Source organism: Xanthobacter sp. YC-JY1 (genome assembly GCF_021730305.1).
GTDB classification, from domain to species: domain Bacteria; phylum Pseudomonadota; class Alphaproteobacteria; order Rhizobiales; family Xanthobacteraceae; genus Xanthobacter; species Xanthobacter flavus.
Map to the genome: position 1 here is coordinate 2,462,198 of NZ_CP032674.1, position 20,400 is coordinate 2,482,597.

Annotated in this window: 20 protein-coding genes and 1 pseudogene; 11 read left to right on the forward strand and 10 right to left on the reverse strand. The window is 65.7% G+C overall.

The features are described 5' to 3' along the window. The first annotated feature begins 16 nt into the window (after positions 1–16). From D7006_RS11425 to D7006_RS11440, 4 genes are all read left to right on the forward strand, one after another. Positions 17–832: a transporter substrate-binding domain-containing protein gene (locus D7006_RS11425; RefSeq protein ID WP_169120623.1), complete on the forward strand. Its 816-nt coding sequence runs from the start codon at positions 17–19 to the stop codon at positions 830–832. A 92-nt stretch (positions 833–924) separates the two neighbouring features. Beyond that, positions 925–1,704, forward strand: coding sequence for an amino acid ABC transporter ATP-binding protein (locus D7006_RS11430; protein ID WP_305852718.1), 780 nt, complete (start codon positions 925–927; stop codon positions 1,702–1,704). A 4-nt stretch (positions 1,705–1,708) separates the two neighbouring features. Continuing rightward, positions 1,709–2,614, forward strand: a complete 906-nt coding sequence (locus tag D7006_RS11435) for a 2-dehydro-3-deoxygalactonokinase (protein ID WP_237356684.1) — start codon at positions 1,709–1,711, stop codon at positions 2,612–2,614. Between the two features lie 17 nt (positions 2,615–2,631). Next, positions 2,632–3,261, forward strand: coding sequence for a 2-dehydro-3-deoxy-6-phosphogalactonate aldolase (locus D7006_RS11440; protein ID WP_237356685.1), 630 nt, complete (start codon positions 2,632–2,634; stop codon positions 3,259–3,261). Here D7006_RS11440 and D7006_RS11445 read toward each other — a convergent pair. The 3 genes from D7006_RS11445 to D7006_RS11455 form a co-directional block, all read right to left on the reverse strand. Beyond that, positions 3,258–4,040: an FCD domain-containing protein gene (locus tag D7006_RS11445; protein WP_237356686.1), complete on the reverse strand. Its 783-nt coding sequence runs from the start codon at positions 4,038–4,040 to the stop codon at positions 3,258–3,260. The two genes, D7006_RS11440 and D7006_RS11445, sit on opposite strands and share 4 nt — an antisense overlap. 176 nt (positions 4,041–4,216) lie before the next feature. Further along, positions 4,217–5,869, reverse strand: coding sequence for an L-lactate permease (lldP, locus tag D7006_RS11450; RefSeq protein ID WP_305852719.1), 1,653 nt, complete (start codon positions 5,867–5,869; stop codon positions 4,217–4,219). A gap of 387 nt (positions 5,870–6,256) precedes the next feature. Continuing rightward, entirely contained in the window at positions 6,257–6,538 is a 282-nt protein-coding gene (locus tag D7006_RS11455) for a hypothetical protein (RefSeq protein ID WP_237356688.1), read from the reverse strand. 99 nt (positions 6,539–6,637) lie between these two features. Between D7006_RS11455 and D7006_RS11460 the strand changes: the two genes are divergently transcribed. The 6 genes from D7006_RS11460 (at position 6,638) to D7006_RS11485 (ending at position 12,893) form a co-directional block, all read left to right on the forward strand. After that, the gene (locus tag D7006_RS11460) at positions 6,638–7,606 is read left to right on the forward strand and encodes a GlxA family transcriptional regulator (RefSeq protein ID WP_237356689.1); all 969 of its coding nucleotides are present in this window, start codon (positions 6,638–6,640) and stop codon (positions 7,604–7,606) included. A gap of 164 nt (positions 7,607–7,770) precedes the next feature. Continuing rightward, positions 7,771–8,925, forward strand: a complete 1,155-nt coding sequence (locus tag D7006_RS11465) for an MFS transporter (RefSeq protein WP_237356690.1) — start codon at positions 7,771–7,773, stop codon at positions 8,923–8,925. Between the two features lie 81 nt (positions 8,926–9,006). Next, positions 9,007–9,810, forward strand: a complete 804-nt coding sequence (locus tag D7006_RS11470) for an SDR family oxidoreductase (RefSeq protein WP_237356691.1) — start codon at positions 9,007–9,009, stop codon at positions 9,808–9,810. A 131-nt stretch (positions 9,811–9,941) separates the two neighbouring features. Then, complete coding sequence (locus D7006_RS11475) at positions 9,942–11,051, forward strand: TIGR03032 family protein (protein ID WP_237356692.1); 1,110 nt, start codon at positions 9,942–9,944, stop codon at positions 11,049–11,051. Between the two features lie 66 nt (positions 11,052–11,117). After that, positions 11,118–12,032: an AraC family transcriptional regulator gene (locus D7006_RS11480; protein ID WP_237356693.1), complete on the forward strand. Its 915-nt coding sequence runs from the start codon at positions 11,118–11,120 to the stop codon at positions 12,030–12,032. Positions 12,033–12,143: 111 nt separating this feature from the next. Next, positions 12,144–12,893: an SDR family oxidoreductase gene (locus D7006_RS11485; protein ID WP_237356694.1), complete on the forward strand. Its 750-nt coding sequence runs from the start codon at positions 12,144–12,146 to the stop codon at positions 12,891–12,893. Positions 12,894–13,196: 303 nt separating this feature from the next. Here D7006_RS11485 and D7006_RS11490 read toward each other — a convergent pair whose 3' ends face one another. The 7 genes and pseudogenes from D7006_RS11490 to D7006_RS11525 all read right to left on the reverse strand — a co-directional run bounded on the left by D7006_RS11490 (position 13,197) and on the right by D7006_RS11525 (position 17,206). Beyond that, on the reverse strand, positions 13,197–13,715 hold the full coding sequence (locus D7006_RS11490; RefSeq protein ID WP_237356695.1) for an ATP-binding protein: 519 nt from the start codon (positions 13,713–13,715) through the stop codon (positions 13,197–13,199). Positions 13,716–13,794: 79 nt separating this feature from the next. After that, positions 13,795–14,190 (reverse strand): SgcJ/EcaC family oxidoreductase, encoded by a 396-nt coding sequence (locus tag D7006_RS11495; RefSeq protein ID WP_237356696.1) that lies wholly within the window; start codon positions 14,188–14,190, stop codon positions 13,795–13,797. Positions 14,191–14,626: 436 nt separating this feature from the next. After that, positions 14,627–15,348: pseudogene (locus tag D7006_RS25390) on the reverse strand (LysR family substrate-binding domain-containing protein). A 110-nt stretch (positions 15,349–15,458) separates the two neighbouring features. Then, positions 15,459–15,938 carry a GNAT family N-acetyltransferase gene (locus D7006_RS11510; RefSeq protein ID WP_237356699.1) on the reverse strand — a complete coding sequence of 160 codons (480 nt, stop codon included), beginning with the start codon at positions 15,936–15,938 and terminating at the stop codon, positions 15,459–15,461. Between the two features lie 50 nt (positions 15,939–15,988). Continuing rightward, the gene (locus tag D7006_RS11515) at positions 15,989–16,309 is read right to left on the reverse strand and encodes a GFA family protein (RefSeq protein WP_237356700.1); all 321 of its coding nucleotides are present in this window, start codon (positions 16,307–16,309) and stop codon (positions 15,989–15,991) included. A 347-nt stretch (positions 16,310–16,656) separates the two neighbouring features. After that, entirely contained in the window at positions 16,657–16,878 is a 222-nt protein-coding gene (locus D7006_RS11520; RefSeq protein ID WP_237356701.1) for a conjugal transfer protein TraD, read from the reverse strand. 1 nt (position 16,879) lies between these two features. Continuing rightward, entirely contained in the window at positions 16,880–17,206 is a 327-nt protein-coding gene (locus tag D7006_RS11525) for a conjugal transfer protein TraD (RefSeq protein ID WP_237356702.1), read from the reverse strand. A 171-nt stretch (positions 17,207–17,377) separates the two neighbouring features. On the opposite strand from D7006_RS11525, the gene traA reads away from it, so the two are divergent. Continuing rightward, positions 17,378–20,284: a Ti-type conjugative transfer relaxase TraA gene (gene traA / locus D7006_RS11530; RefSeq protein ID WP_237356703.1), complete on the forward strand. Its 2,907-nt coding sequence runs from the start codon at positions 17,378–17,380 to the stop codon at positions 20,282–20,284. Positions 20,285–20,400 lie beyond the last annotated feature (116 nt).

Here is a 20,400-nt window from a genome sequence, read left to right on the forward strand (position 1 = left end):
ACGGAGGAATAAGACGATGACTTTCGGCACCATTCTGAAGAGCGCGCGCGGCGCCGTCGCGGCGCTGGGCCTTGCGGCTCTGGCCGCCACCGGCCTCTCCCACGGCGCCTCGGCGCAGAGCATCGACGACATCCTGTCGAAGAAGAAGCTCACCGTCGGCATGCTGGTGGACGTGGCGCCCTTCGGCCTGCTTGACACCCAGGGCAAGCCGGAAGGCTATGATGCCGACGTCGCCCGCCTCATGGGCAAGTATCTCGGCGTCGAGGTGGAGCTGGTGCCGGTGACCGGGCCGAACCGCATTCCCTATCTGCTCACCAACAAGGTGGACGTGCTTATCGCCGTGTTCGGCATCACCCCCGAGCGCGCCAAGCAGGTGATGTTCTCCATCCCCTATTCCACCATCGAGATCCAGCTGATCGGTCCCAAGAAGACCGAGATCAAGAGCATGGACCAGACGGTGGGCAAGAAGATCGCCGTGGCCCGCGCCTCCACCCAGGACACCGCGCTGACCGCCGCCGTGCCGAAGGGGGCGACCATCATGCGTTTCGACGACGACGCCACCGCCGCCCAGGCCTTCATCTCCGGCCAGGTGGACCTGCTCGGCGCCAACAACCTCATCGGCACCCAGCTGGCCGAGGCGAACCCGGACATGGGCATCGAGAAGAAGATCACGCTGCGCAGCCAGTATAACGGCATTACCGTGCGCCGCGGCTCCACCGATTTCCTGCAGTGGATCAATACCTTCCTCTACTTCGTGAAGAACAATGGCGAGCTCGACGCCATCAATCAGAAGTGGTTCAAGGTTCCCCTGCCCACCATGCCGACGTTCTGAGGAAAACCGCGCGTCATGCCCCGGACAAGCCGGGGCATGACGGCGAACAACACCGGCGTTCGGACATCGACAGACACGAGAAGGGCTTTGCCATGCTCACTCCCGCCCCTGCTGACAGCACGCCCGCCGGCGAGCGCCCCGTCATGATCCGCATGGCGGGCGTGGAGAAATATTACGGCACCTACCACGCTCTGAAGGCCGTGAACCTCGACGTGCATCAGGGCGAGCGCATCGTCATTTGCGGGCCGTCGGGCTCCGGCAAGTCCACCCTCATCCGCTGCATCAACGCGCTGGAGCATCACCAGGGCGGCGAGATCGTGGTGGATGGCACGCAGGTCGGCAAATCCTCGCGCGGGCTCGACAAGGTGCGCGCCGAGGTGGGCATGGTGTTCCAGAGCTTCAACCTGTTCCCCCATCTCACCGTGCTGCAGAACTGCACGCTGGCGCCCCGCAAGGTGCGCGGCCTCGCGCCCAAGGAGGCCGAGGCCATCGCCATGAAGTATCTGGAGCGCGTGCGCATTCCCGAGCAGGCGAACAAGTATCCCGGCCAGCTTTCCGGCGGCCAGCAGCAGCGCGTGGCCATCGCCCGCGCGCTGTGCATGGCGCCCAAGGTGATGCTGTTCGACGAGCCGACCTCCGCCCTCGATCCCGAGATGGTGAAGGAGGTTCTGGACACCATGATTTCCCTCGCCCATGACGGCATGACCATGATCTGCGTGACCCACGAGATGGGCTTCGCGCGGCAGGTGGCCGACCGGGTGATCTTCATGGACAAGGGCGAGATCGTGGAGGAGGGGCCGCCCGCCACCTTCTTCGCCAACCCGAAGAGCGAACGCACGCGCACTTTCCTCGGCCAGATCCTGCATCACTGAGCCCATGACGCCCGCGCTCATCACCTGTGATTGGGGCACGAGTTCGCTCCGCGCCTATCTCATGGCGGCGGACGGACAGGTGCTGGCCACCAGCGCGAGCGGGCAGGGCATCATGGCCCTCGGCGGCGCGACCTTTCCCGAGGTTCTGACGGCCATCGCCGGCGACTGGGCGCGGGACCATGGCCCGCTGCCGGTGCTGCTCTCCGGCATGGTGGGCAGCCGGCAGGGCTGGGTGGAAGCGCCCTATGCGCGCTGCCCCGCCGGTCTGCCGGACCTCGCCGCCGCCCTCGCCGAGGTGCCGGCCCAGCCCGGCTTCGGCCGCATCGCCATCGTGCCCGGCGTGCTCAAGGATGACGACACCGCGCCGGACGTAATCCGCGGCGAGGAGGTGGAGGTGTTCGGCGCCCTCGCACGCCTCGGCGTCGCGGACGGCCTGTTCGTGCTGCCGGGCACCCATTCCAAGTGGGTGCGGGTGGAGGCGGGGCGCATCGCCACCTTCGCCACCTACATGACCGGCGAGGTGTTCGCCGCGCTCAAGGGCCACACCATCCTCGGCCGCATGATGGAGGAGGGCGCCTTCTCCGCCGAAGGCTTCCGCCGGGGTGTGGAAGCGGCGGCGGAACTCGAAGGGCCGGGGGCGCTGCTCGGCCGCCTGTTCTCGCTGCGCGCGCTGGGCCTGACCGGGCGGCTGGCGGGGGCGGACAGCGCGGACATGCTCTCCGGCCTCCTCATCGGCGCTGAACTGCGCGATGCCTCGGCCGGCGAGCCCTTCACGCTGGTTGCCAACCCCGCCCTCGCCGCGCGCTATGCGGAAGCCGCGACCATCCTCGGCCTGCCCCACGCCCGCGCGCCGGAGGGCTGCGGCCCGGCCGGACAGCACGCGGTGGCGAAGGCGGCTGGCTTCATCTGATTTCAGGAGTGCGATCCATGCCCACCTTCAAGGACGCCCTTGCCGCCTGTCCTCTCGTCGCCATCCTGCGTGGGCTGAAGCCGGAGGAGGCGCTGGATATCGGCGCGGCGCTGGTGGGGGCGGGCTTCACCATCATCGAGGTGCCGCTCAACTCGCCGCAGCCGCTGGACACCATCCGCATCCTCGCCGACGCCTTCGGCGAGCGCGCCCTGATCGGCGCCGGCACGGTGCTGACTCCGGAGGACGTGGCGGCGGTGAAGGCGGCGGGCGGCCAGCTCATCGTCATGCCCCATGCGGACCTCGCCGTGGTGCGTGCCGCCAAGGCGGCCGGCCTCTTCTGCACGCCGGGCGTCGCCACCCCCACCGAAGCCTTCGCCGCCCGCGCCGCCGGCGCCGACGCCCTGAAGCTGTTCCCGGCAGAAGGCATCCCGCCCCACCTCGTGAAGGCGTGGCGCGCGGTGCTCACCGACATCCCGCTCCTGCCCGTGGGCGGCATCGACACCACCAACATGGCCGCCTACCGCGCGGCCGGGGCGGAGGGCTTCGGTATCGGCTCGGCCTTGTTCAAGCCGGGCAAGGCGGTGGAAGCCATCGCGGCGGACGCGCACGCGCTGGTGGCGGCAGCGCGGACCGTGTTCGGCCGCTAGATCCGCGCACTGCGGCGCAGGGTGTCCGCGCGCTCGCGGCGGGCGCGCTCCTCGTCGATGGTGCGGATGGTCTGGGCGACGAAGGCGAGATGATCGTCGGAGGCCCGCCGGGCGGCGTCGGCGTCTCCAGCGGCGATGGTGTCCATCAGCGTCTGGTGCTGCGCGGAGAGCCGCTCATAGGTGCGGGGCACGATATAGAGCTTGTCGAGACTCTCGGAGATGCTGCTCTGCAGAAGCCCGAACATGCTCGACATGACCGAGCGCAGCACCGCATTGTGCGAGGCATCGGCGATGGCGAGGTGGAAGGCGGCGTCCGCACGGGCCTCGGCCACCGCGTCGCCCTTCTCGTGATAGGCCGAGAGCTGGTCGATGCAGCGCCGGATGGCGTCGAGATCGTCCGGCGTCGCCCTAAGCGCGGCGTGGTAGGCGGCCTGGCCCTCCAGCCCCCGGCGCACTTCCAGAACGTCATGGCCGAAGCCGGGGTTGCCCGCCACCACTGACGCCAGAGGATCGGCGATGGTGGCGGTCGTCCAGCGCGCCTCGGCCGGCTCGGCGATGATGTTGCCGCCCTTGCGGATGGTGATCCGCCCCCGCGCGCCGAGGCGCATCAGGGCTTCGCGCAGGGTGTTGCGCGAGGCGCCCAGCATTTCGGAGAGGGCGCGCTCGGAGGGAAGCCGGTCGCCCACGGCAAGGCCGCGCGCCTCAATCAGCGCCTCGATCGCCAGCTCGACCCGGTCGGCCACGCGCTGGGCGGAGGAAGGGGAGGGGGACGGCGCCATCGATGAAAGCCCTGTCTGGGTCCGAGCCGGAGGAGATCGGGCCGGACAAGCCGGCTATGCGGGCTCCACTATGTCGGGCTGCCGCACCGACTTCCAGCCCGCAACGCGCATTGTCCCGGTGCTGCGGGGCACCGGGACAATGGCCCAGTCAGTCGGAGTCTTCCGCGCCTCGCCCCTTAGGGGATCATCCACGGCGTCAGGTAGGCCTGGATGGTGGTCATGATGCCGACGATGGCTGCCAGCGCGAGGCTGTGCTTGACGGTGAAGCGGAACAGGTCCGACTCCCGGCCGATCAGCCCGGCCGCCGCGCAGGCGATGGCGATGGACTGGGGCGAGATCATCTTGCCGGTGACGCCGCCGGTGGTGTTGACCGCCACGAGGAGCACGTCGCTCACGCCGATCTGGTGCGCGGTGGTGGCCTGCAGCGAGGCGAACAGCGCGTTGGCCGAGGTGTCCGAACCGGTGAGGAACACACCGAGCCAGCCGAGGAAGGGCGAGAAGAAGGTGAAGCTCGGCCCGGTCTCCGACAGCGCGAGGCCTAGGGTGGAGGACAGGCCCGAGTAATTGGCGATGAAGGCGAAGGCCAGCACCATGCCGATGGAGTAGATCGGGATCAGCAGGCCCTTGATGGTCGAGACGAAGGTCGAGACGGCGCGCGACGGCTTCATGCCGAGGAAGACGACCGACACGATGGCGGCGAGGAAGATCGCCGTGCCCGTGGCGGAGAGCCAGTCGAACTTGTAGTCGGCGGCGAAGGGCTTCGCGGCGGTGACGATGGGCGGCAGCTTCACGACCATGTTGTGCAGGAACGGCACGCTGAAATGGGCGACCATTCCCTCCAGCGCGCCGCCCGCCGCGAACAGGGCCTTGAAGGGCGGGATGCTCCAGATGGTCACGAACACCGTGAGGATCAGGAACGGCGACCAGGCGCGGACGATCTGGCCGGCGGTGTAGGTGACGGCCGGCTCGACGGCGGCGACGGCGGGCGCCGGGGCGGCACCGTGGTCCAGAGCGCCCTTGGTGTTCGCCTCGGTCTCGAAGCGGAAGATGCGGCGGGGCTGCCAGAAGCGCAGGAACAGCGGCAGCGTGATGAGGGTGGCGAGCGCCGCGGTGATATCGGGTAGCTCGGGGCCGACGAAGTTGGCGGTCAGGAACTGCACGGTGGCGAAGGAGCCGCCGGCGACGAGGATCGCGGGCCACGTCTCACGCACGCCGCGCGTGCCGTCCATGATGAGGATGAGCCAGAAGGGCACCAGCACCGAGAGGAAGGGCAACTGGCGGCCGGCCATCTGGCCGATGTGGAAGGGGTCGAGCCCCGTGACCTGCCCGGCGACGATGATCGGGATGCCCATGGCGCCGAAGGCGACCGGCGCGGTGTTGGCGATCAGGCAGAGGCCGGCGGCATAGAGCGGCTTGAAGCCGAGGCCCACGAGCAGCGCGGCAGTGATGGCCACCGGCGCTCCGAACCCCGCCGCGCCTTCAAGGAAGGCGCCGAATGCGAAGCCCACGAGGAGCAGCTGCAGGCGCTGGTCTTCCGTAACGGAGAGGATGGAGCGGCGGATGATCTCGAACTGACCTGTCTCAACGGAAACTTTGTAGAGAAAGACCGCGCCGATGATGATCCAGGCGATCGGCCACAATCCGTAGAAGAAACCGAACACGCCCGCGGCCAGCGCTATCTGCACCGGCATGCCGTAAAGCAGGATCGCGACGCCGAGCGCAAGAAGAACCGTGATGGTCCCGGCCACATAACCTTTCAGCTTGAGCTTGGTCAGGGCGACGAAAAAGAAGATGATCGGGATCGCGGCGCCGAGGCTCGACAGCCACATGTTCCCCATCGGGTTATAAATCTGGTTCCAGACCCCCACGTTATCCCCCTCTTGTTATTTGGTACTACCAAAATTGCCGATAGTTTGAATTGGTACTGCCTAATTCAGAAAATGATGTCAAACAGAATTGCAATCAATCAATTTGGTCCAACCAAATGGGGTGAATGACGGGAGGTTCCCGGGTGCGGCGGGCGCATGGCGTCGATCCCCGAATGGGGTGCTACTTCAGGAACTGGAGGGGCGGATCGCGAGGGGCGGCATTCCCCTGGGGGGGACGCGCGGCGGCCGCGGCTCGGCCCTGTTCAGACGCTCATGGCAGGGCCGGGCCGTCTCGCGGCCCGACATGCTCCGGCGACGGCGCGGAAGGAGCGGTGAAGGATCAGACCCTCACCTGAGCCATGCCCCCGTCTTCACTGCAGTAAGGATGGTCGCCGCGTAGACGATCAGCGCCACGGAAAGCGCCGCGAAATAGAGCGCGAGCCCGCGCAGAGAGGCGCTGCCGGTGGCGACCATGGCCGGTTCGGCGCTGCACAGGCACAGCCACGCCTCCGGGAAGAATGCGGTCGCCGCCCTCGCCGGCCGCCGCATCCGCACGCTGCCGCTGGCGAAGACGAAGCTCGGAGCCTGACGCGCCGCGCGGAGGGACGAAAACACGGCGATTGAGGACATGTGCCCCGACTGGACGGACCAAGCGGGCCAGGTTCGCTTGCATTCGCGTTCCGATGTCCCAGATGCCTGAAGCGGCGAAACGGGACATGGACGCGGGACATGCGGCACATCGGCTTCATCGTCGAGGACGGGTTTCAGGTCATGGGGCTCGCCGCCGTGTCGGCCTTCGAGTTCGCCAATACGGTGCTCGAGCAGCCGGCCTATACTCTCACCCTGATGTCGCAGACGGGCGGCAGTGTCTCCTCCTCCCTCGGCGTCGCGGTCACCACGCAGCCGCTGGGCGACTATCCCGACACGCTGGTGGTGCTGGGCGAACTGGTCCCCACCCCCACGCCGGAGGCCCTGCGCACCTACATCGCGGCAGCGGGCGAGAAATCGCGGCGTGTCGCCGGCATCTGCACCGGCGCCTTCCGCCTCGCCGAAGCCGGTCTGCTGGACGGCAAGGCGGCCACCACCCACTGGGCCCATGCGCGGGCGCTACAGGAGCGCTATCCCTCCATCCGCGTGGACGACGACCGCATCTTCATCCGCGACGGCAATGTCTGGACGTCCGCCGGCATGAGCGCGGGCATCGACCTCGCCCTCGCGCTGGTGGAGGACGACCACGACGCCGCGCTCGCCCGGTCCATCGCCCGCAAGCTGGTGGTCTATCATCGCCGGCCCGGCGGCCAGTCGCAGTTCTCCGCTTTGCTGGAGCTGGAGCCGCGCTCCGATCGTGTCCGCCGGGCGCTCACCTACGCTAAGGAAAACCTGCGCAATCCCCTGACCGTGGAAGAGCTGGCGGAGGCCGCCAGTCTCAGCCCGCGCCAGTTCAGCCGGGTGTTTCGTGAGGAGACCGGCGAAACCCCCGCCAAGGCGGTTGAGCGGCTGCGGCTGGAGGCAGCGAAGTCCATGCTGGAGGAGGGGCGCCACGCCATGGACGTGGTGGCGCGCGACACCGGCTTCGACGACCGCGACCGGATGCGCCGCGCTTTCCTGCGCCACTTCGGCCACCCGCCCCAGAGCCTGCGTCGCAGCCTGCGCTACATCGAGGGCGAGAAAGACGGTCCGGCGCATGGCGCGAATTGACGTTTAGATGTCATTTGAGACACGGGCGCCCCCGCCTAGGCTCCAGCCATCCCACGATGTGTCTGGAGGCCGTCATGGCCGGTTCTTGCGAAAACGCCCCCCTGGCTGCGGCCGCTTTGGCGCCCGGTGAGGGACGGGCCACGACCCCCGCAGCGTCCTCTCTCATGCCCGCGGTCTTCCTCGCGCTGGGGACGGCCGCCATCGGCACCGAGGGCTTCATGATCGCGCCGCTGCTGCCGACCATCGCGGCGGATCTCAGCATGAGTCTGTCGGTCACAGCGACCCTCGTCGTGGTCTTCACCCTGATGATGGCGGTGTCCTCGCCCATCACCACGGTGGCGACGGCGGGCCTCAGGCGGCGCAGCGCGCTGCTGCTCGCCATAGGCCTGTTCACGGCGGCGAACCTCGCGGCGGCCTTCTCCTCCTCCTTTGCGGCGCTGCTGATCGCGCGCATGGCCATGGCCATCGCATCCGGCCTCTACGTGCCCGGCGCGAACGCGCTCGCGGGCGTGATCGTGGAGCCGGAGAAGCGCGGGCGAGCACTCGCCATCGTCAGCGGCGGGATGACCCTCGCCATTGCCCTCGGCCTGCCGCTCGGGTCGGTGGTGGGGCATGCCTTCGGCTGGCGGGCGACATTCCTCGGCGTCGCCGCCATGGGGCTCGTCGCCATCGTGGGCACCCTCCTCGGCATCCGCAGGGATGCGGGATCGAACGTGGCGGTGGCAAGCCTGTCGGAGCGGCTGGGCGTGGTCCGCCAGCCGGCGGTGCTCGGCCTGCTCGGCGTCACCCTGTTCTGGTCGGTGGGGGCCTTTGTCGCCTATCCCTACATCGCGCCCTATCTCGCCGAGGTGCTGGGCTTCGGCCCCGCCGGAATCACCGCCAGCGTGTCCGCCTGGGGGCTCGCGGCGGCGGTCGGCGTCAGCGTGGGCGGCAGCCTCAACGACCGGCTCGGCTCGCGCCGGGTGGTGGTGGGCTCCCTCGTGGTGCTCGGGCTCTCCTTCCTGACGCTGGCGCTCGCGACGCGGCTTCCCCCGGCGCTCGCCCTCGTGCCGGTGCTGGCCGGCGTGGTGGGGTGGGGCTTCAGCGTCTGGTCCTTCTATCCGGCACAGCTGGCGCGGCTCATCGGGGCCGGGCCAGCGGCGCAGGCGCCGGTCGCCCTCGCGCTGAACACCTCCACCATGTATCTCGGCTTTTCGCTCGGCTCGGCCATTGGCGCCGGCCTTGTCGCCGGCGGGCTCATCTGGGCCATCGGCGCCACCGCCGCGGCGTCCGAGATCATCGCCCTCGTGCTCGACCGGCGCCACGCGAGTGTGTCCTGAATTGCTGTTTCTTCGACATTCAAGACACAGCGCCTGGCGCCTAGTCTCCATCTGTCTCGCACCAACGACCGGGGATCGGCCATGGACACGGAACGGAACAAGGGCATCGCGCTGGTCACCGGAGCGTCCGGCGGCATCGGCGCCATCTATGCCGAGCGGCTGGCACGCCGCGGCTACGATCTCATCCTCGTCGCCCGCAATGCGGCGCGGCTGGAGGAGGTGGCGGCGCGCATCACGACCGCGACCGGTCGCACGGTGAAGACCGTGACCGCCGATCTCAACGATGCGGCCGACCTCCGCCGCATCGAGGCGCTGCTGCGCGAGGAGGTCGGCATCTCCATGCTGGTGAACAATGCCGGCTTCGGTGCCGCGACGCCCCTCCTCGACAGCGATGTCGCGCGCATGGAGGAGATGATCGCCATCAACGTCACCGCTCTGACCCGCCTGACCTACGCCGCGGCGCCCGCCTTCGTGGCGCGGGGCGGCGGCACCATCGTCAACATCTCCTCCATCGTGGCGCTAGCGCCGGAGGTGCTGAACGGCGTCTATGGGGCGAGCAAGGCCTATGTGCTGGCGCTCACCCAGTCGCTCCAGCACGAACTGGGCGCGCGCGGCCTGCGCGTGCAGGCGGTGCTCCCGGGGGCGACCGCGACGGAATTCTGGAAGATCCCCGGCGTCGGCGGCCACGAGAATCTGCCGAAGGAGATCGTGATGTCCGCGGAGGAGATGGTGGATGCCGCGCTCGCGGGCCTCGATGCCGGCGAGATCGTCACCATCCCGGCCCTGCAGGACGGCGGCGAATGGCTCTCCTATGACGCCACCCGCCGGGCCATGGCCCAGCATCTGGGCGGCTCCGCCCCGGCCCCGCGCTATCGCGCCGCCTGACGGGCGCCACAGGGCGCGACCGTTCCTAAGCTGTGCGCTTCGGCGGTGCGGTCTGGCCTCAGCTGCAAAAACCGGCTTCACTTTCCCGCCGCGGGAACACACGGTTCCCATGGCGGGAGCGGGTGAACACGATGGGTCAGGCGCGAGAGGCAGCCCCGGTGGAGGCTGCCGCAATCGGGGTGGACCAGACCCAGATCACATGTTCGCGCACGTTCGCCGCGTGGTTGGCGCTGCACCGGGTGGGCCTCGCCTTCTCCTCCTACCAGAGCGGGCAGCTCTTTCTCGTCGGCCAGTTCGGCAACGACAACCTCTCCTTCCACCAGCGCAATTTCGTGCGGGCCATGGGCCTCGCCCCGCGCGGCGAGGAGCTTTATCTCGCGTCGCTGAACCAGATCTGGCGCTTCGCCAACGTGCTCGGCCCGGACGAGCGGGCGAACGGGCATTTTGACCGCCTCTACGTGCCGCGCACCGCTCATGTTACCGGCGACGTGGACGCCCACGAGATCGCGGTGGAGGCGAGCGGTCGCATCGTGTTCGTGAACACCAGGTTCAGCTGCCTCGCCACGGTCAGCCGGACCCACTCCTTCAAGCCGGTATGGAAGCCCAAGTTCATCTCCCGCCTTGCCGCCGAGGATCGCTGCCACCTCAACGGCCTCGCGTTGGAGGACGGGCGGGTACGCTACGTGACGGCCGTATCCGCGACCGACGTGGTGGACGGCTGGCGCGAGCACCGGGTCGGCGGCGGGCTCCTGATCCGGGTGGACGACCACGAGGTGGTCGCCGGCGGCTTTTCCATGCCCCATTCGCCGCGCGTGCATGACGGGTGGATCTGGATGCTGGATTCCGCGCGGGGCTATCTGGTGCGGGTCGATCCCGTGACCGGCGCCAAGCAGGATGTCGCCTTCTGCCCGGGCTTCCTGCGCGGCCTCTCCATCCATGCCGGCCACGCGGTGGTCACCCTCTCTTTGCCGCGCAACCTCTCCTTCTCCGGCCTGCCGCTTGAAGGCGAGATCGCGCGGCGCGGCGGCACGCCCTGGTGCGGCGTCCAGATCATCAAGCTCGCCACCGGCGACGTGGTGGAATGGATCCGCCTGGAAGGCGCCATCCGTGAGTTGTTCGATGTGGCGGTCCTGCCCGGCACCACCTGCCCCATGGCCGCCCCGGAGAGCGGAGCGGACCTCTCCACCCTCCTCACCATCGAGGCCCCGGACGCGCCGCTGGATGCCAGGGCGGCATCGTAAGGGAGCTTGGGCAAGAGTGCGGGACGATATATAACGAAAGCCCGATTTTAATCAGATATCGTCCAAATGGATCCGCTGAGCGATCTCATAGCCCTGCTGCGACCGAACACGGCCATCTCCAAGCCCATCACCGGGCGCGGCGCTTGGGGCATTCGCTATGCGACCCACAACGCTCCGGGCTTCACCATCATCCTCAAGGGGACGTGCTGGCTCACGCTGGAGGGAGAGGCGCCCCTGAAGCTGGACAAGGGCGACTTCCTTCTTTTGCCCGCGACCCCGGCCTTCACCTTGAGCAGCCAGCCCGGCATCGCCTGCGAGCCGCGGGAGCCGATGGACACACCCGTTCGTCACGGCGAGCAGGACGGCGAAGCGGACTTCGAGTCCCTTGGTGGCACGTTCCAGATCGAGCCGGCCAACGCCCAGCTCCTGCTGGCCCTGCTGCCGTGCATGATCCATGTGCCGGTCTCGGAAGGACGGTCGGTCCGTCTGCGCCGGATGATCGACCTCATCATCGATGAATGCGGCGGCGACGAGCCGGGCAAGGACATGATCCTCCAGCGCATGCTCGAGGTATTGCTGGTAGAGGCACTGCGCTGGCAGGGCATTGCCAGCGGGGCCGATCATGCCGGCCTCATCAGCGGGATGCGGGATCCGGCCCTCGCGCGGGTGCTTGGGGCCATGCACGCCGACGTTCGGGCCAACTGGACGGTCGCCGGCCTTGCCCGCATCGCCGGGCAGTCGCGTTCCGCCTTCGCCGCGCGCTTCGGGGCCGTGCTGGGGTGCGGCCCCATCGAGTATCTCGCCCGCTGGCGGATGGCGCTGGCCAAGGACGCGCTGCTGCGCGGCGCCAAGACGCTGGACCGGATCGCGGACGAGATCGGATACGAATCCGCCAGCGCCTTCAGCACCGCCTTCCGCAAGCGGCTCGGCTGCCCACCGGGAAAATTCGCCCGAATGGGGGGCGTCGCCGAGGCCGGCTGAGGATGCGCCCTCCAGATCTGGACGATAGATAATTAAAAATAGACTTTGAATTATGGTTCGTCGTCCGGGGCGCGGCTATTACGGGACCATCAGAAGCGACTGGAGGCCCCCGTGCAAACCATCCTCATCACCGGCACATCCTCAGGCTATGGCCTTGAGACCGCCCGATATTTCCTCGCCAGGGAATGGCATGTCATCGCCACGATGCGCCGCCTGGACGCCACGTCCCTGCCTTCGTCGCCCAACCTGCGCATCCTGCCGTTCGACGTGACCCGCGAAGACAGCATTGCCGCTGCCGTCGAGGCCGCAGGCTCCATCGACGTGCTCGTCAACAATGCCGGCATCGGCGTAGTCGGGGCGTTCGAGGCCACGCCGATGGCCCATATCCGCAAGGTGTTCGACACCAACACGTTCGGCGTCATGGCCATGTGCCAGGCGGTCATTCCGCAAATGCGCGAGCGCCGGTCCGGCGTGATCGTCAATGTGACGTCGAGCGTGACGCTGGCAGCCATGCCGCTGGCCGCGGCCTATACCGCGAGCAAGCAGGCGATCGAAGGCTTCACCGGCTCGCTGGCCCACGAGCTCGGGCACTTCAATGTCCGGGCACGACTCGTGGAGCCGGGCTATGCCCCAACCACCCGTTTCGCGCAGAACACCGATCTGCGCATCGAGGATCTGATCCCGCCGGCCTATGCCGACTTCGCGGCGCCGATCTTCGCGGGGTTTGCCAGCCCGGCACTGACGACAAAGGAAGCCGATGTCGCCGAAGCCGTCTGGGCCGCCGTCCACGACACCTCGGGCCAGCTCCAGTTCCCGGGCGGCGCCGACGCCGTCGCCCTCCATGCGGCCCGGCAGGGCTGAGGTCAGGACCCCGATCCCCGTTGAGCGGGGCTCGGCTGCAAGCCTAAGAGAGCAAAGGGATATATTGGGGCCGGCTGGCGGGCCGCGATCGATAGTGATGAGCACTACGTTTACGCCATAGCCCTCTCGGACTAGCAGTTGCATCATCGCGGAAATCCTGATTCGTGAGCGGGACGAGCAGCAGCCGGAATCTCCGGCTGCGACATGTCGCAAAAATCTGTCGCGCAATTTCGACTTTTGCACCTGACTTTCGCGACAGAATTTTCCCCTGAAGAATCAGCAGTCCAGATTTCGTTGCGAAATTTAGGAATTTTGGGACAGCCCGTCTTTGCTGGAGATCGTTTCGTAACGAATAACGTTGAACCTTTCTGTCTCAGAAGGGGGAACGAAATAGCTAGTGATTTGATCAAACTCCGAGTCTGAAGTTACGAAGTCATGTGCTTTCGTGGTGTTGCGTGCTCGAAGTCGAGCCTTGCAGACCTCATCCGGCACGTCAAGGAAGTGTAGACAGTGATCGGCTCCAGTCGACTCGAAAAGTGTTCTCATCCAAGATCGAGTGGCATGTGTGTTCGCTGGAAAATCCAGCACAACTGACACCCCTATCCGAAGCAAGTCCTGAATAAGAGGGCTGATGGCATCACGCAGGCGCCGGGAACAGCGGATGTAATCCGTAACATTATTTATCTCAGATTCAAAGAGTCGTTTCAAATACGAATCCTCGCTGATGACGATAGTCAATGGCATCTGGCGTAGATCAGTCGTGAGAGTCGATTTTCCGGAGGCTATCTTTCCGCACAACATGTGCAGTGTCGCATGTGACATCCTATGATCCTTTCGCACGTAGTTCGTTGCAGCCGCCACTGCTAAGGCTGACGACCGCAACGCTTTCCGATTTTACTATTTATACATCTAGCAGATTGGTGCCGTAGGAATTGTCGATGACGCAAAGCCATTTGCCATTGGTATCTCTGCGGAACACATAGGTTGCCCGTCTTGTGATGGAGGTGCTTGCAGCATCCACATCCACGACGTCCAAAATGGTCTCCATGATGACCAAAGCGGTGTCGCCGCCTTCGATCACCTTCATAGCACCCTGTTTGACCTTTATCTGATGCTTAAAGTGATCAGCAATCGCCACAAATGCCTTGTGAATTTGCGCTTTACCTGTCGCGTTGAGTCCCGGCTTCACGACTAGCGTTGCGTCTTCTGCGTAGAAGTCCATCAACGCATCGAAATTCTCTGCGGTGATCGCGCGATCAGCAGCCTCGATGACATTTTTTAATACATGATCTGACATTTCCGTCTCCAGGAAAGCCCGCAAGACGGAAAAAAGAAAACCCGCCTTGGGGCGGGTTGCATCGTTAGGACATAAGACGCACGCAAACCCACCATTCAATGAATGGTGAGAATAATCGACAGGTGGAGGCTACGAACAGAGTCCATGTTTGGCATATATCACATGTTTCTTCATAGGTAAACCGTGATGTGAATGCAGAGGTGCAATGGCACCACAAATGAGGCCGCCGCCTGTCGCGAAACTCTCAAAACCGGCAACACAGTTCGTTACTAAGTTCTGTAACGTGGCAAGTATCCAGAACCGCGCAGAGAAGGCCGGATGCTGGATGCCGTGTTTGCGCGGCAAGCCGCACGATGGCGGGCAGCGCTCCGATATCTGAAGTCTCCGCGCCGCCCGCCATCGGTCATGCCTCAGCACAAGGCCCTGACGGGCGATCCTATCGAGGCAGCGCAACAGGTGCCGAGCGTGCGGATTCGCCCATGCAGCGCGCGAGGTCGAGCAGATTGTGCAGCGTCTGACTTTGATCGTAGGGCGACCAGATCGCCGAGAACGCAACCGGCTCCGGTTCATCCGTGATCGGCAGCAGGACAACGCCTACCGTATGGGATAGCTGGCTTGCGGCGCCAAGCAGCGTGACCCCGAAGCCCTGCGCGACCATCGCTAGCAGCGTGCCGCGTTCCACCGCGAAGCGCAGGATGTTTGGCGGCGGCCAGCGCCCGGCAAAGCGCAGCACGATATGATCATGGACCTGCGGCCCCGTGCCGCCATGCCGGACAAGGAAAGTCTCGTTCGCCAGATCATTCCATGTCACGCTAGGTTGCTCCGCGAGTTGGTGAGTTTCCGATAGGGCCACACCAGCGGTTCCGTCCAGATCGGGCGGGAATGGCAATCCGGCAGGTCGAATGTCCCGACCAGAAACGCAAGGTCGAGCCGGCGGGCGTGCACATGCGTCAGCGTTTCGCGGGCCGAGCCTTCGACCACCTTAATGACAATAGCGGGATGTTCCGCGCGGAACCGCATCAGCAGCTTGTCGAGGAAGCTGCCGGGGATCAGTCCGTGGACGCCGACACGAAGACGGCCGGTATCGCCTACTGCCGCAATGGCAGCGGTCTTCACGGCATGGTCAATCTGATCGACGCCCGATGTGATCTGCTTCACGAAAGCACGTCCCGCCTCTGTCAGCCGGACACCGCGAGTGCTGCGCTCGAAAAGGAGGACGCCTAGCTAGGAAACTCGATGTCCTTCTGCAAGTCGTCGTCAGCCAGTAATTAAGCGAGGTCACGTTTTGTAAGCCGGTAGCGGACGAATTCTGCGCTATCGATCATCAACTGACCATCCTTCACAAAACCGATGCGCGTGAGGGCCTTTGCATTGAGCCGGCTAGGCGGAAAAAGGATGGTGAAGGACTCAAGCCCCATCTCTCCGAACGCCAGATCCCTAGTTTTGGCAAAAATCCTCCGGCCTGCCCCCCAAAAGCGTGGATGGAGAACAAGCGCGAAATCCGCGTCGCCATGCTCCGGCTGCAATCCACCCCAACCGGCAAATTCACCATCGATAAGAAAGGCCCATGGTCCGTAGCCATGTTCCTCCCACATCTGTTTCTTGGCATCGAGAAAGGCACGACAGGCTTCCTTGGAAAAGCCTCCAACGAGCAATGGCATCTGTTTGCCAACCTCAGGATTGGTCATTAAGGCGATGATGTCTTCTTCCGCGACTTCGGACAGCGCGACGAAGGTGATGTCGTTCATTTTCCTAGCCTTGAAGAAAGTCTGTTCGCGGGTCGCCTGCGCTGCGCGCACTATTCAGGAGGTGTCCAGTCTGGCTGGGTCGCGAAGAAAGCGACGTCTTCCCCGAGTTGATCCCAGTGGGGCTTATCGCGTTCGAAAATGACCACTTCGACCTGCAACCCGTCGGCGTTCTCCATCGCGCCGAGCGGAAGCGTAATATGGTCGGGGCTTCGCGTGTTCCGGCCATAGACCGGGCTGCCGCAGGTTGCGCAAAATCCTTTCGTCACGGTGGAGCCCTTCCCGGACTGATAGGTGAACTCGCTGATCATGCCGTGCAGGACGACGGCGTCCCGCTGAAACATGGCGCCAATGGAATGACCTGTGCCACTCAATCGCCGACACTCTTCGCAATGGCATTGTGCAACGACGACCGGCGGACCGACCACAGTAAAACGGACTCCGCTACATAGGCATTTCCCACTATATGTCCGTGTCATAAGTCAGACCTTGTACTTGCGGTTAGCAATCCAGCATAGCTGGCTGAGCACATCGACCGAGCCTTGTTCCTTGTACACCGATGTGCCTCCCATCGGTATAAAATGCAGAAAATGCTGGCGGCGCTCACGCGCCGCCGAACTTCCAGACCAAGGGATGCCGATGATCGTGCAGCAAGGGGCGCGATGGCGGGCCGCGCGGAGACCTCAAATATCGCAGCGCTGCCCGCCATCTGCCGTGCGCGTTACCGTTCCGTCGCGAACGCCTCTTTTCCCTTTTCGGCCCAGAGCGCGCGAGCCTTCTCGCGATCTTCGCTTTTGAGTTTATCGGCCATCCAGATCAGTGCGCCGAGGATGACGGCGCGGTCATCGCCGGTCAGGTCCACGACGCCAGATTTGACGACGAGACCGCCGAGTTCGATCAGATGCCGCGTGCGTTTCCGGCGCTCGACCTGCCAGCTTCGCATGTCATGCCTCGCCCGTGCCACCTGATGCCGGCTGCGCGCTGCCCGATTGCGGTTGAGTGCCGCCATTGTCGCGGTCAGGCGCTGGCGCAGATCGCCGCGCCCGGCTCTGAAAGAACGCGGCCCCGCGCTTGGCCCACGCCTCCCTCTTTCCGGTATCTTTGGTTTCGGCCAGCACGATCAGCGCACCCGCCAGTTCGTCGGCGGTGAGTGCGTCGGCTCCGGTCAAGATCACCAATTCGCCGAGTTTCTGCACCTTGCGGTTCTTCAGGTCTTTGGCCTTGTCCTCCAGCGCCTTCAGTTCCGCGTCAAAGTCCCGTGGCTTTCGCATCGTTGTCTCCATAGGCAGTCGATGGAGCGATGTTAGTTTCGTGGGTGCGGAAATGCTTCTATGTTGCCGGGACGGCCTGGAACGGCGCGGATCGTCCCGAGAAATTCATTTCGAGGGCGCGCTTATACGTCGTTCCGACGTGCGCTTGAGGGCAGTATCTGGTCGGTCGCTATGGCGATCTACCATTTCTCCGTTCAGGTCATCGGACGCGCGGCGGGCCGCAGCGCGGTCGCTGCCGCCGCCTACCGATCAGGGGCGCGGTTGCGCGACGACCGGCTGGACCGTGACCATGACTTCTCAAACAAGCCGGGCGTCGTCCATTCCGAGGTCATGCTGCCGGAGAACGCGCCCGAGGAATGGCGCGACCGCGAAAAGCTCTGGAACGATGTCGAGGCGTTCGAGAAAAGGAAGGACGCGCAGCTTGCCCGCGAGGTGGAGTTCGCCATTCCGCGCGAGATGACAGAGCGCCAAGGCATCGAATTGGCCCGCGATTTCGTCCAGTCCGAGTTCGTCGATCAGGGCATGATCGCCGACCTCAACGTGCATTCGGACATGGGCGCGGACGGAATGCCCAAGCCCCATGCCCATGTCATGCTTACGATGCGGTCGGTTGACGAAAACGGTTTCGGCCCGAAGGCGCGGGATTGGAACCGCACCGAGCTGGTCGAGCAATGGCGCGAGCGGTGGGCCGAGCATGTCAACGAGCGGCTGGCCGAACTCGACATCGACGCGCGGATCGACCATCGCAGCCTTGAAGCCCAGGGCATCGGCCTTGAACCACAAACCAAGATCGGCGCGCCCGCGCAGCGCATCGAGGCGGCCGGACTTGAAGCCGACCGTGCCGAGGATCACCGCCGCATCGCCCGCGAGAACGGCGCGCGCATCGTCGCCGATCCATCTTCCGCCCTGGATGCGATCACGCGGCAGCAATCGACCTTCACGCGCCGCGACATGGCGATGTTCGCGCATCGGCACAGCGACGGGATCGACCAGTTCAACGAAGTGATGGGCGCGATGCGCGGCGCGCCCGATCTTGTCGAACTCGGCAAGGACGATGTTGGGCAGGACCGCTTCACCACCCGCGACATGATCGAAGCCGAACAGCGTTTGCACCGCGCCGCCGCGATGATGGCGGAACGGGAACGTCATGAGGTCAACGGCAGGAACCGCGAAGCGGCGCTGGCGCGCGCGGAGGCGCGCGGCCTTGTCCTGTCCGGCGAGCAGGCCGACGCCTTGGCGCATGTCACGGACGGGCGCGATCTTGGCATTGTCGTCGGGTATGCCGGAACGGGAAAGAGCGCCATGCTCGGTGTGGCGCGTGAGGCATGGGAGGGAGCCGGATACAGCGTGCGCGGCGCGGCCCCGTCCGGTATCGCCGCCGAGAATCTGGAGCGCGGATCGGGCATTGCGTCCCGCACCATCGCCAGCATGGAGCATGGCTGGGCGCAGGGCCGCGACATGCTCACCAGCCGCGATGTGCTGGTGATCGACGAAGCTGGCATGGTCGGCACGCGGCAGTTGGAGCGCGTGCTGTCCCATGCCGCCGAGGCCGGGGCCAAGGTGGCGCTGATCGGCGATCCGCAGCAGTTGCAATCTATCGAGGCGGGCGCGGCCTTCCGTTCGATCTTTGAGCGCCACGGCGGCGCGGAGATCGGCGAGGTGCGCCGCCAGCACGAGGACTGGCAGCGGGACGCCACCCGCGACCTGGCGACCGGCAGAACCGGCGACGCGGTCCATGCCTATGACGATCACGGCATGGTGCATGCCGCCGAAACACGCGAGCAGGCGCGCGGCGACCTGATCGACCGCTGGGACCGTGACCGGCAGGCGAACCCCGACGCCAGCCGCATCATCCTGACCCACACGAATGCCGAGGTGCAGGAGTTGAACGAAGCTGCCCGCGACCGGATGCGCGAGGCCGGAAACCTTGGCGACGATGTGCGTGTCGCCGCCGAACGGGGCGCCCGGAATTTCGCACCCGGCGACCGCATCATGTTCCTGAAGAACGAGCGCGGCCTTGGCGTGAAGAACGGCACGCTCGGGACCATTAAGCAGGTCAGCACGCAGAGCATGACGGTCCGCACCGATGACGGCCGCGATGTCGCGTTCGACCTGAAGGACTACAATCGCATCGACCACGGCTATGCCGCCACGATCCACAAGGCGCAGGGCATGACCGTGGATCGCGCCCATGTGCTGGCGACGCCCGGCATGGACCGCCACGGCAGCTATGTCGCCCTATCACGGCACCGCGACGGTATGGACCTGCACTATGGTCATGACGACTTCACCGGGCAGGACAAACTCATCAACACCCTGTCGCGCGACCGGGCCAAGGACATGGCGACGGATTACGAACCCGCCCGCGACTACGCCGAGCAGCGCGGCATCACCTTCCGCGAGCGCGTGGAACGGGTTGTCGAGATCGTCAGGCAGGTGCCCGAAAAGGTGCGCGGCATGTTCGACGACCTGCGCCCGCCAGTCGAGGGCGGGTTAGGACCGGAAAGGAAGGTGGAGGAAAACCCGGAGGCGGCGTTGCGCCGCGCCCGTAGTCGGGCGTTCGTCCGTCATGCCCGTGCCGTTGATGCGATATTCGCGGCGCAGGACCAGGGCGGCAAGGCCAGCCCGGATCAGGTCAGGGAATTGCAGGAGGCACGTCAGCGGTTCGAGGAGGTGCGCCCCTACGGCTCGCATGACGCTGAGGCGGCCTACAAAAAGAACCCGGAGCTTGCGGCGGAGGCGGCGTCCGGCGACGCCCGGCGCGCGATCCGCGCCCTGCAACTGGAAACCGAGCTGCGCACCGAACCGGCCCGCCGCGCCGACCGCTTCGTGGAACGCTGGCAAAATCTCAAGAGGGCCAGCGACGAGCGATATGCGGCGGGCGACTATGCCGGCCACAGGGCCGCGCGGGCGGAGATGGGGAACATGGCGCACAGCCTCGAACGCGACCCGCAGATGGAATCCCTTCTGGCGGGCCGCAAGCGCCAACTCGGCATCTCATTCGATTCGGGGATGGGCGTCGGCCGCGACCTCACCCTCACGTTCGGGCTCGGTCGGGGACGGGGTCTCGGGCTGTAGAACCATCCTATTTACCGCCGCCTCTTCGCCGCAGCCCTACGCCGCCTAACTATCTATTGCATAACAACAAATCCTTGCCTTTGCCTGTCCTGGCAGTCCCCAGAAACAGCCAGCAG

Bases quoted from the DNA above. Each gene is read 5' to 3' on its own strand.
- D7006_RS11425 (WP_169120623.1), top strand. From the start codon at position 17: ATGACTTTCGGCACCATTCTGAAGAGCGCGCGCGGCGCCGTCGCGGCG.
- D7006_RS11430 (WP_305852718.1), top strand. From the start codon at position 925: ATGCTCACTCCCGCCCCTGCTGACAGCACGCCCGCCGGCGAGCGCCCC.
- D7006_RS11435 (WP_237356684.1), top strand. From the start codon at position 1,709: ATGACGCCCGCGCTCATCACCTGTGATTGGGGCACGAGTTCGCTCCGC.
- D7006_RS11440 (WP_237356685.1), top strand. From the start codon at position 2,632: ATGCCCACCTTCAAGGACGCCCTTGCCGCCTGTCCTCTCGTCGCCATC.
- D7006_RS11445 (WP_237356686.1), bottom strand. From the start codon at position 4,040: ATGGCGCCGTCCCCCTCCCCTTCCTCCGCCCAGCGCGTGGCCGACCGG.
- lldP (WP_305852719.1), bottom strand. From the start codon at position 5,869: ATGTGGCTGTCGAGCCTCGGCGCCGCGATCCCGATCATCTTCTTTTTC.
- D7006_RS11455 (WP_237356688.1), bottom strand. From the start codon at position 6,538: ATGTCCTCAATCGCCGTGTTTTCGTCCCTCCGCGCGGCGCGTCAGGCT.
- D7006_RS11460 (WP_237356689.1), top strand. From the start codon at position 6,638: ATGCGGCACATCGGCTTCATCGTCGAGGACGGGTTTCAGGTCATGGGG.
- D7006_RS11465 (WP_237356690.1), top strand. From the start codon at position 7,771: ATGCCCGCGGTCTTCCTCGCGCTGGGGACGGCCGCCATCGGCACCGAG.
- D7006_RS11470 (WP_237356691.1), top strand. From the start codon at position 9,007: ATGGACACGGAACGGAACAAGGGCATCGCGCTGGTCACCGGAGCGTCC.
- D7006_RS11475 (WP_237356692.1), top strand. From the start codon at position 9,942: ATGGGTCAGGCGCGAGAGGCAGCCCCGGTGGAGGCTGCCGCAATCGGG.
- D7006_RS11480 (WP_237356693.1), top strand. From the start codon at position 11,118: ATGGATCCGCTGAGCGATCTCATAGCCCTGCTGCGACCGAACACGGCC.
- D7006_RS11490 (WP_237356695.1), bottom strand. From the start codon at position 13,715: ATGTCACATGCGACACTGCACATGTTGTGCGGAAAGATAGCCTCCGGA.
- D7006_RS11495 (WP_237356696.1), bottom strand. From the start codon at position 14,190: ATGTCAGATCATGTATTAAAAAATGTCATCGAGGCTGCTGATCGCGCG.
- D7006_RS11510 (WP_237356699.1), bottom strand. From the start codon at position 15,938: ATGAACGACATCACCTTCGTCGCGCTGTCCGAAGTCGCGGAAGAAGAC.
- D7006_RS11520 (WP_237356701.1), bottom strand. From the start codon at position 16,878: ATGCGAAGCTGGCAGGTCGAGCGCCGGAAACGCACGCGGCATCTGATC.
- D7006_RS11525 (WP_237356702.1), bottom strand. From the start codon at position 17,206: ATGCGAAAGCCACGGGACTTTGACGCGGAACTGAAGGCGCTGGAGGAC.
- traA (WP_237356703.1), top strand. From the start codon at position 17,378: ATGGCGATCTACCATTTCTCCGTTCAGGTCATCGGACGCGCGGCGGGC.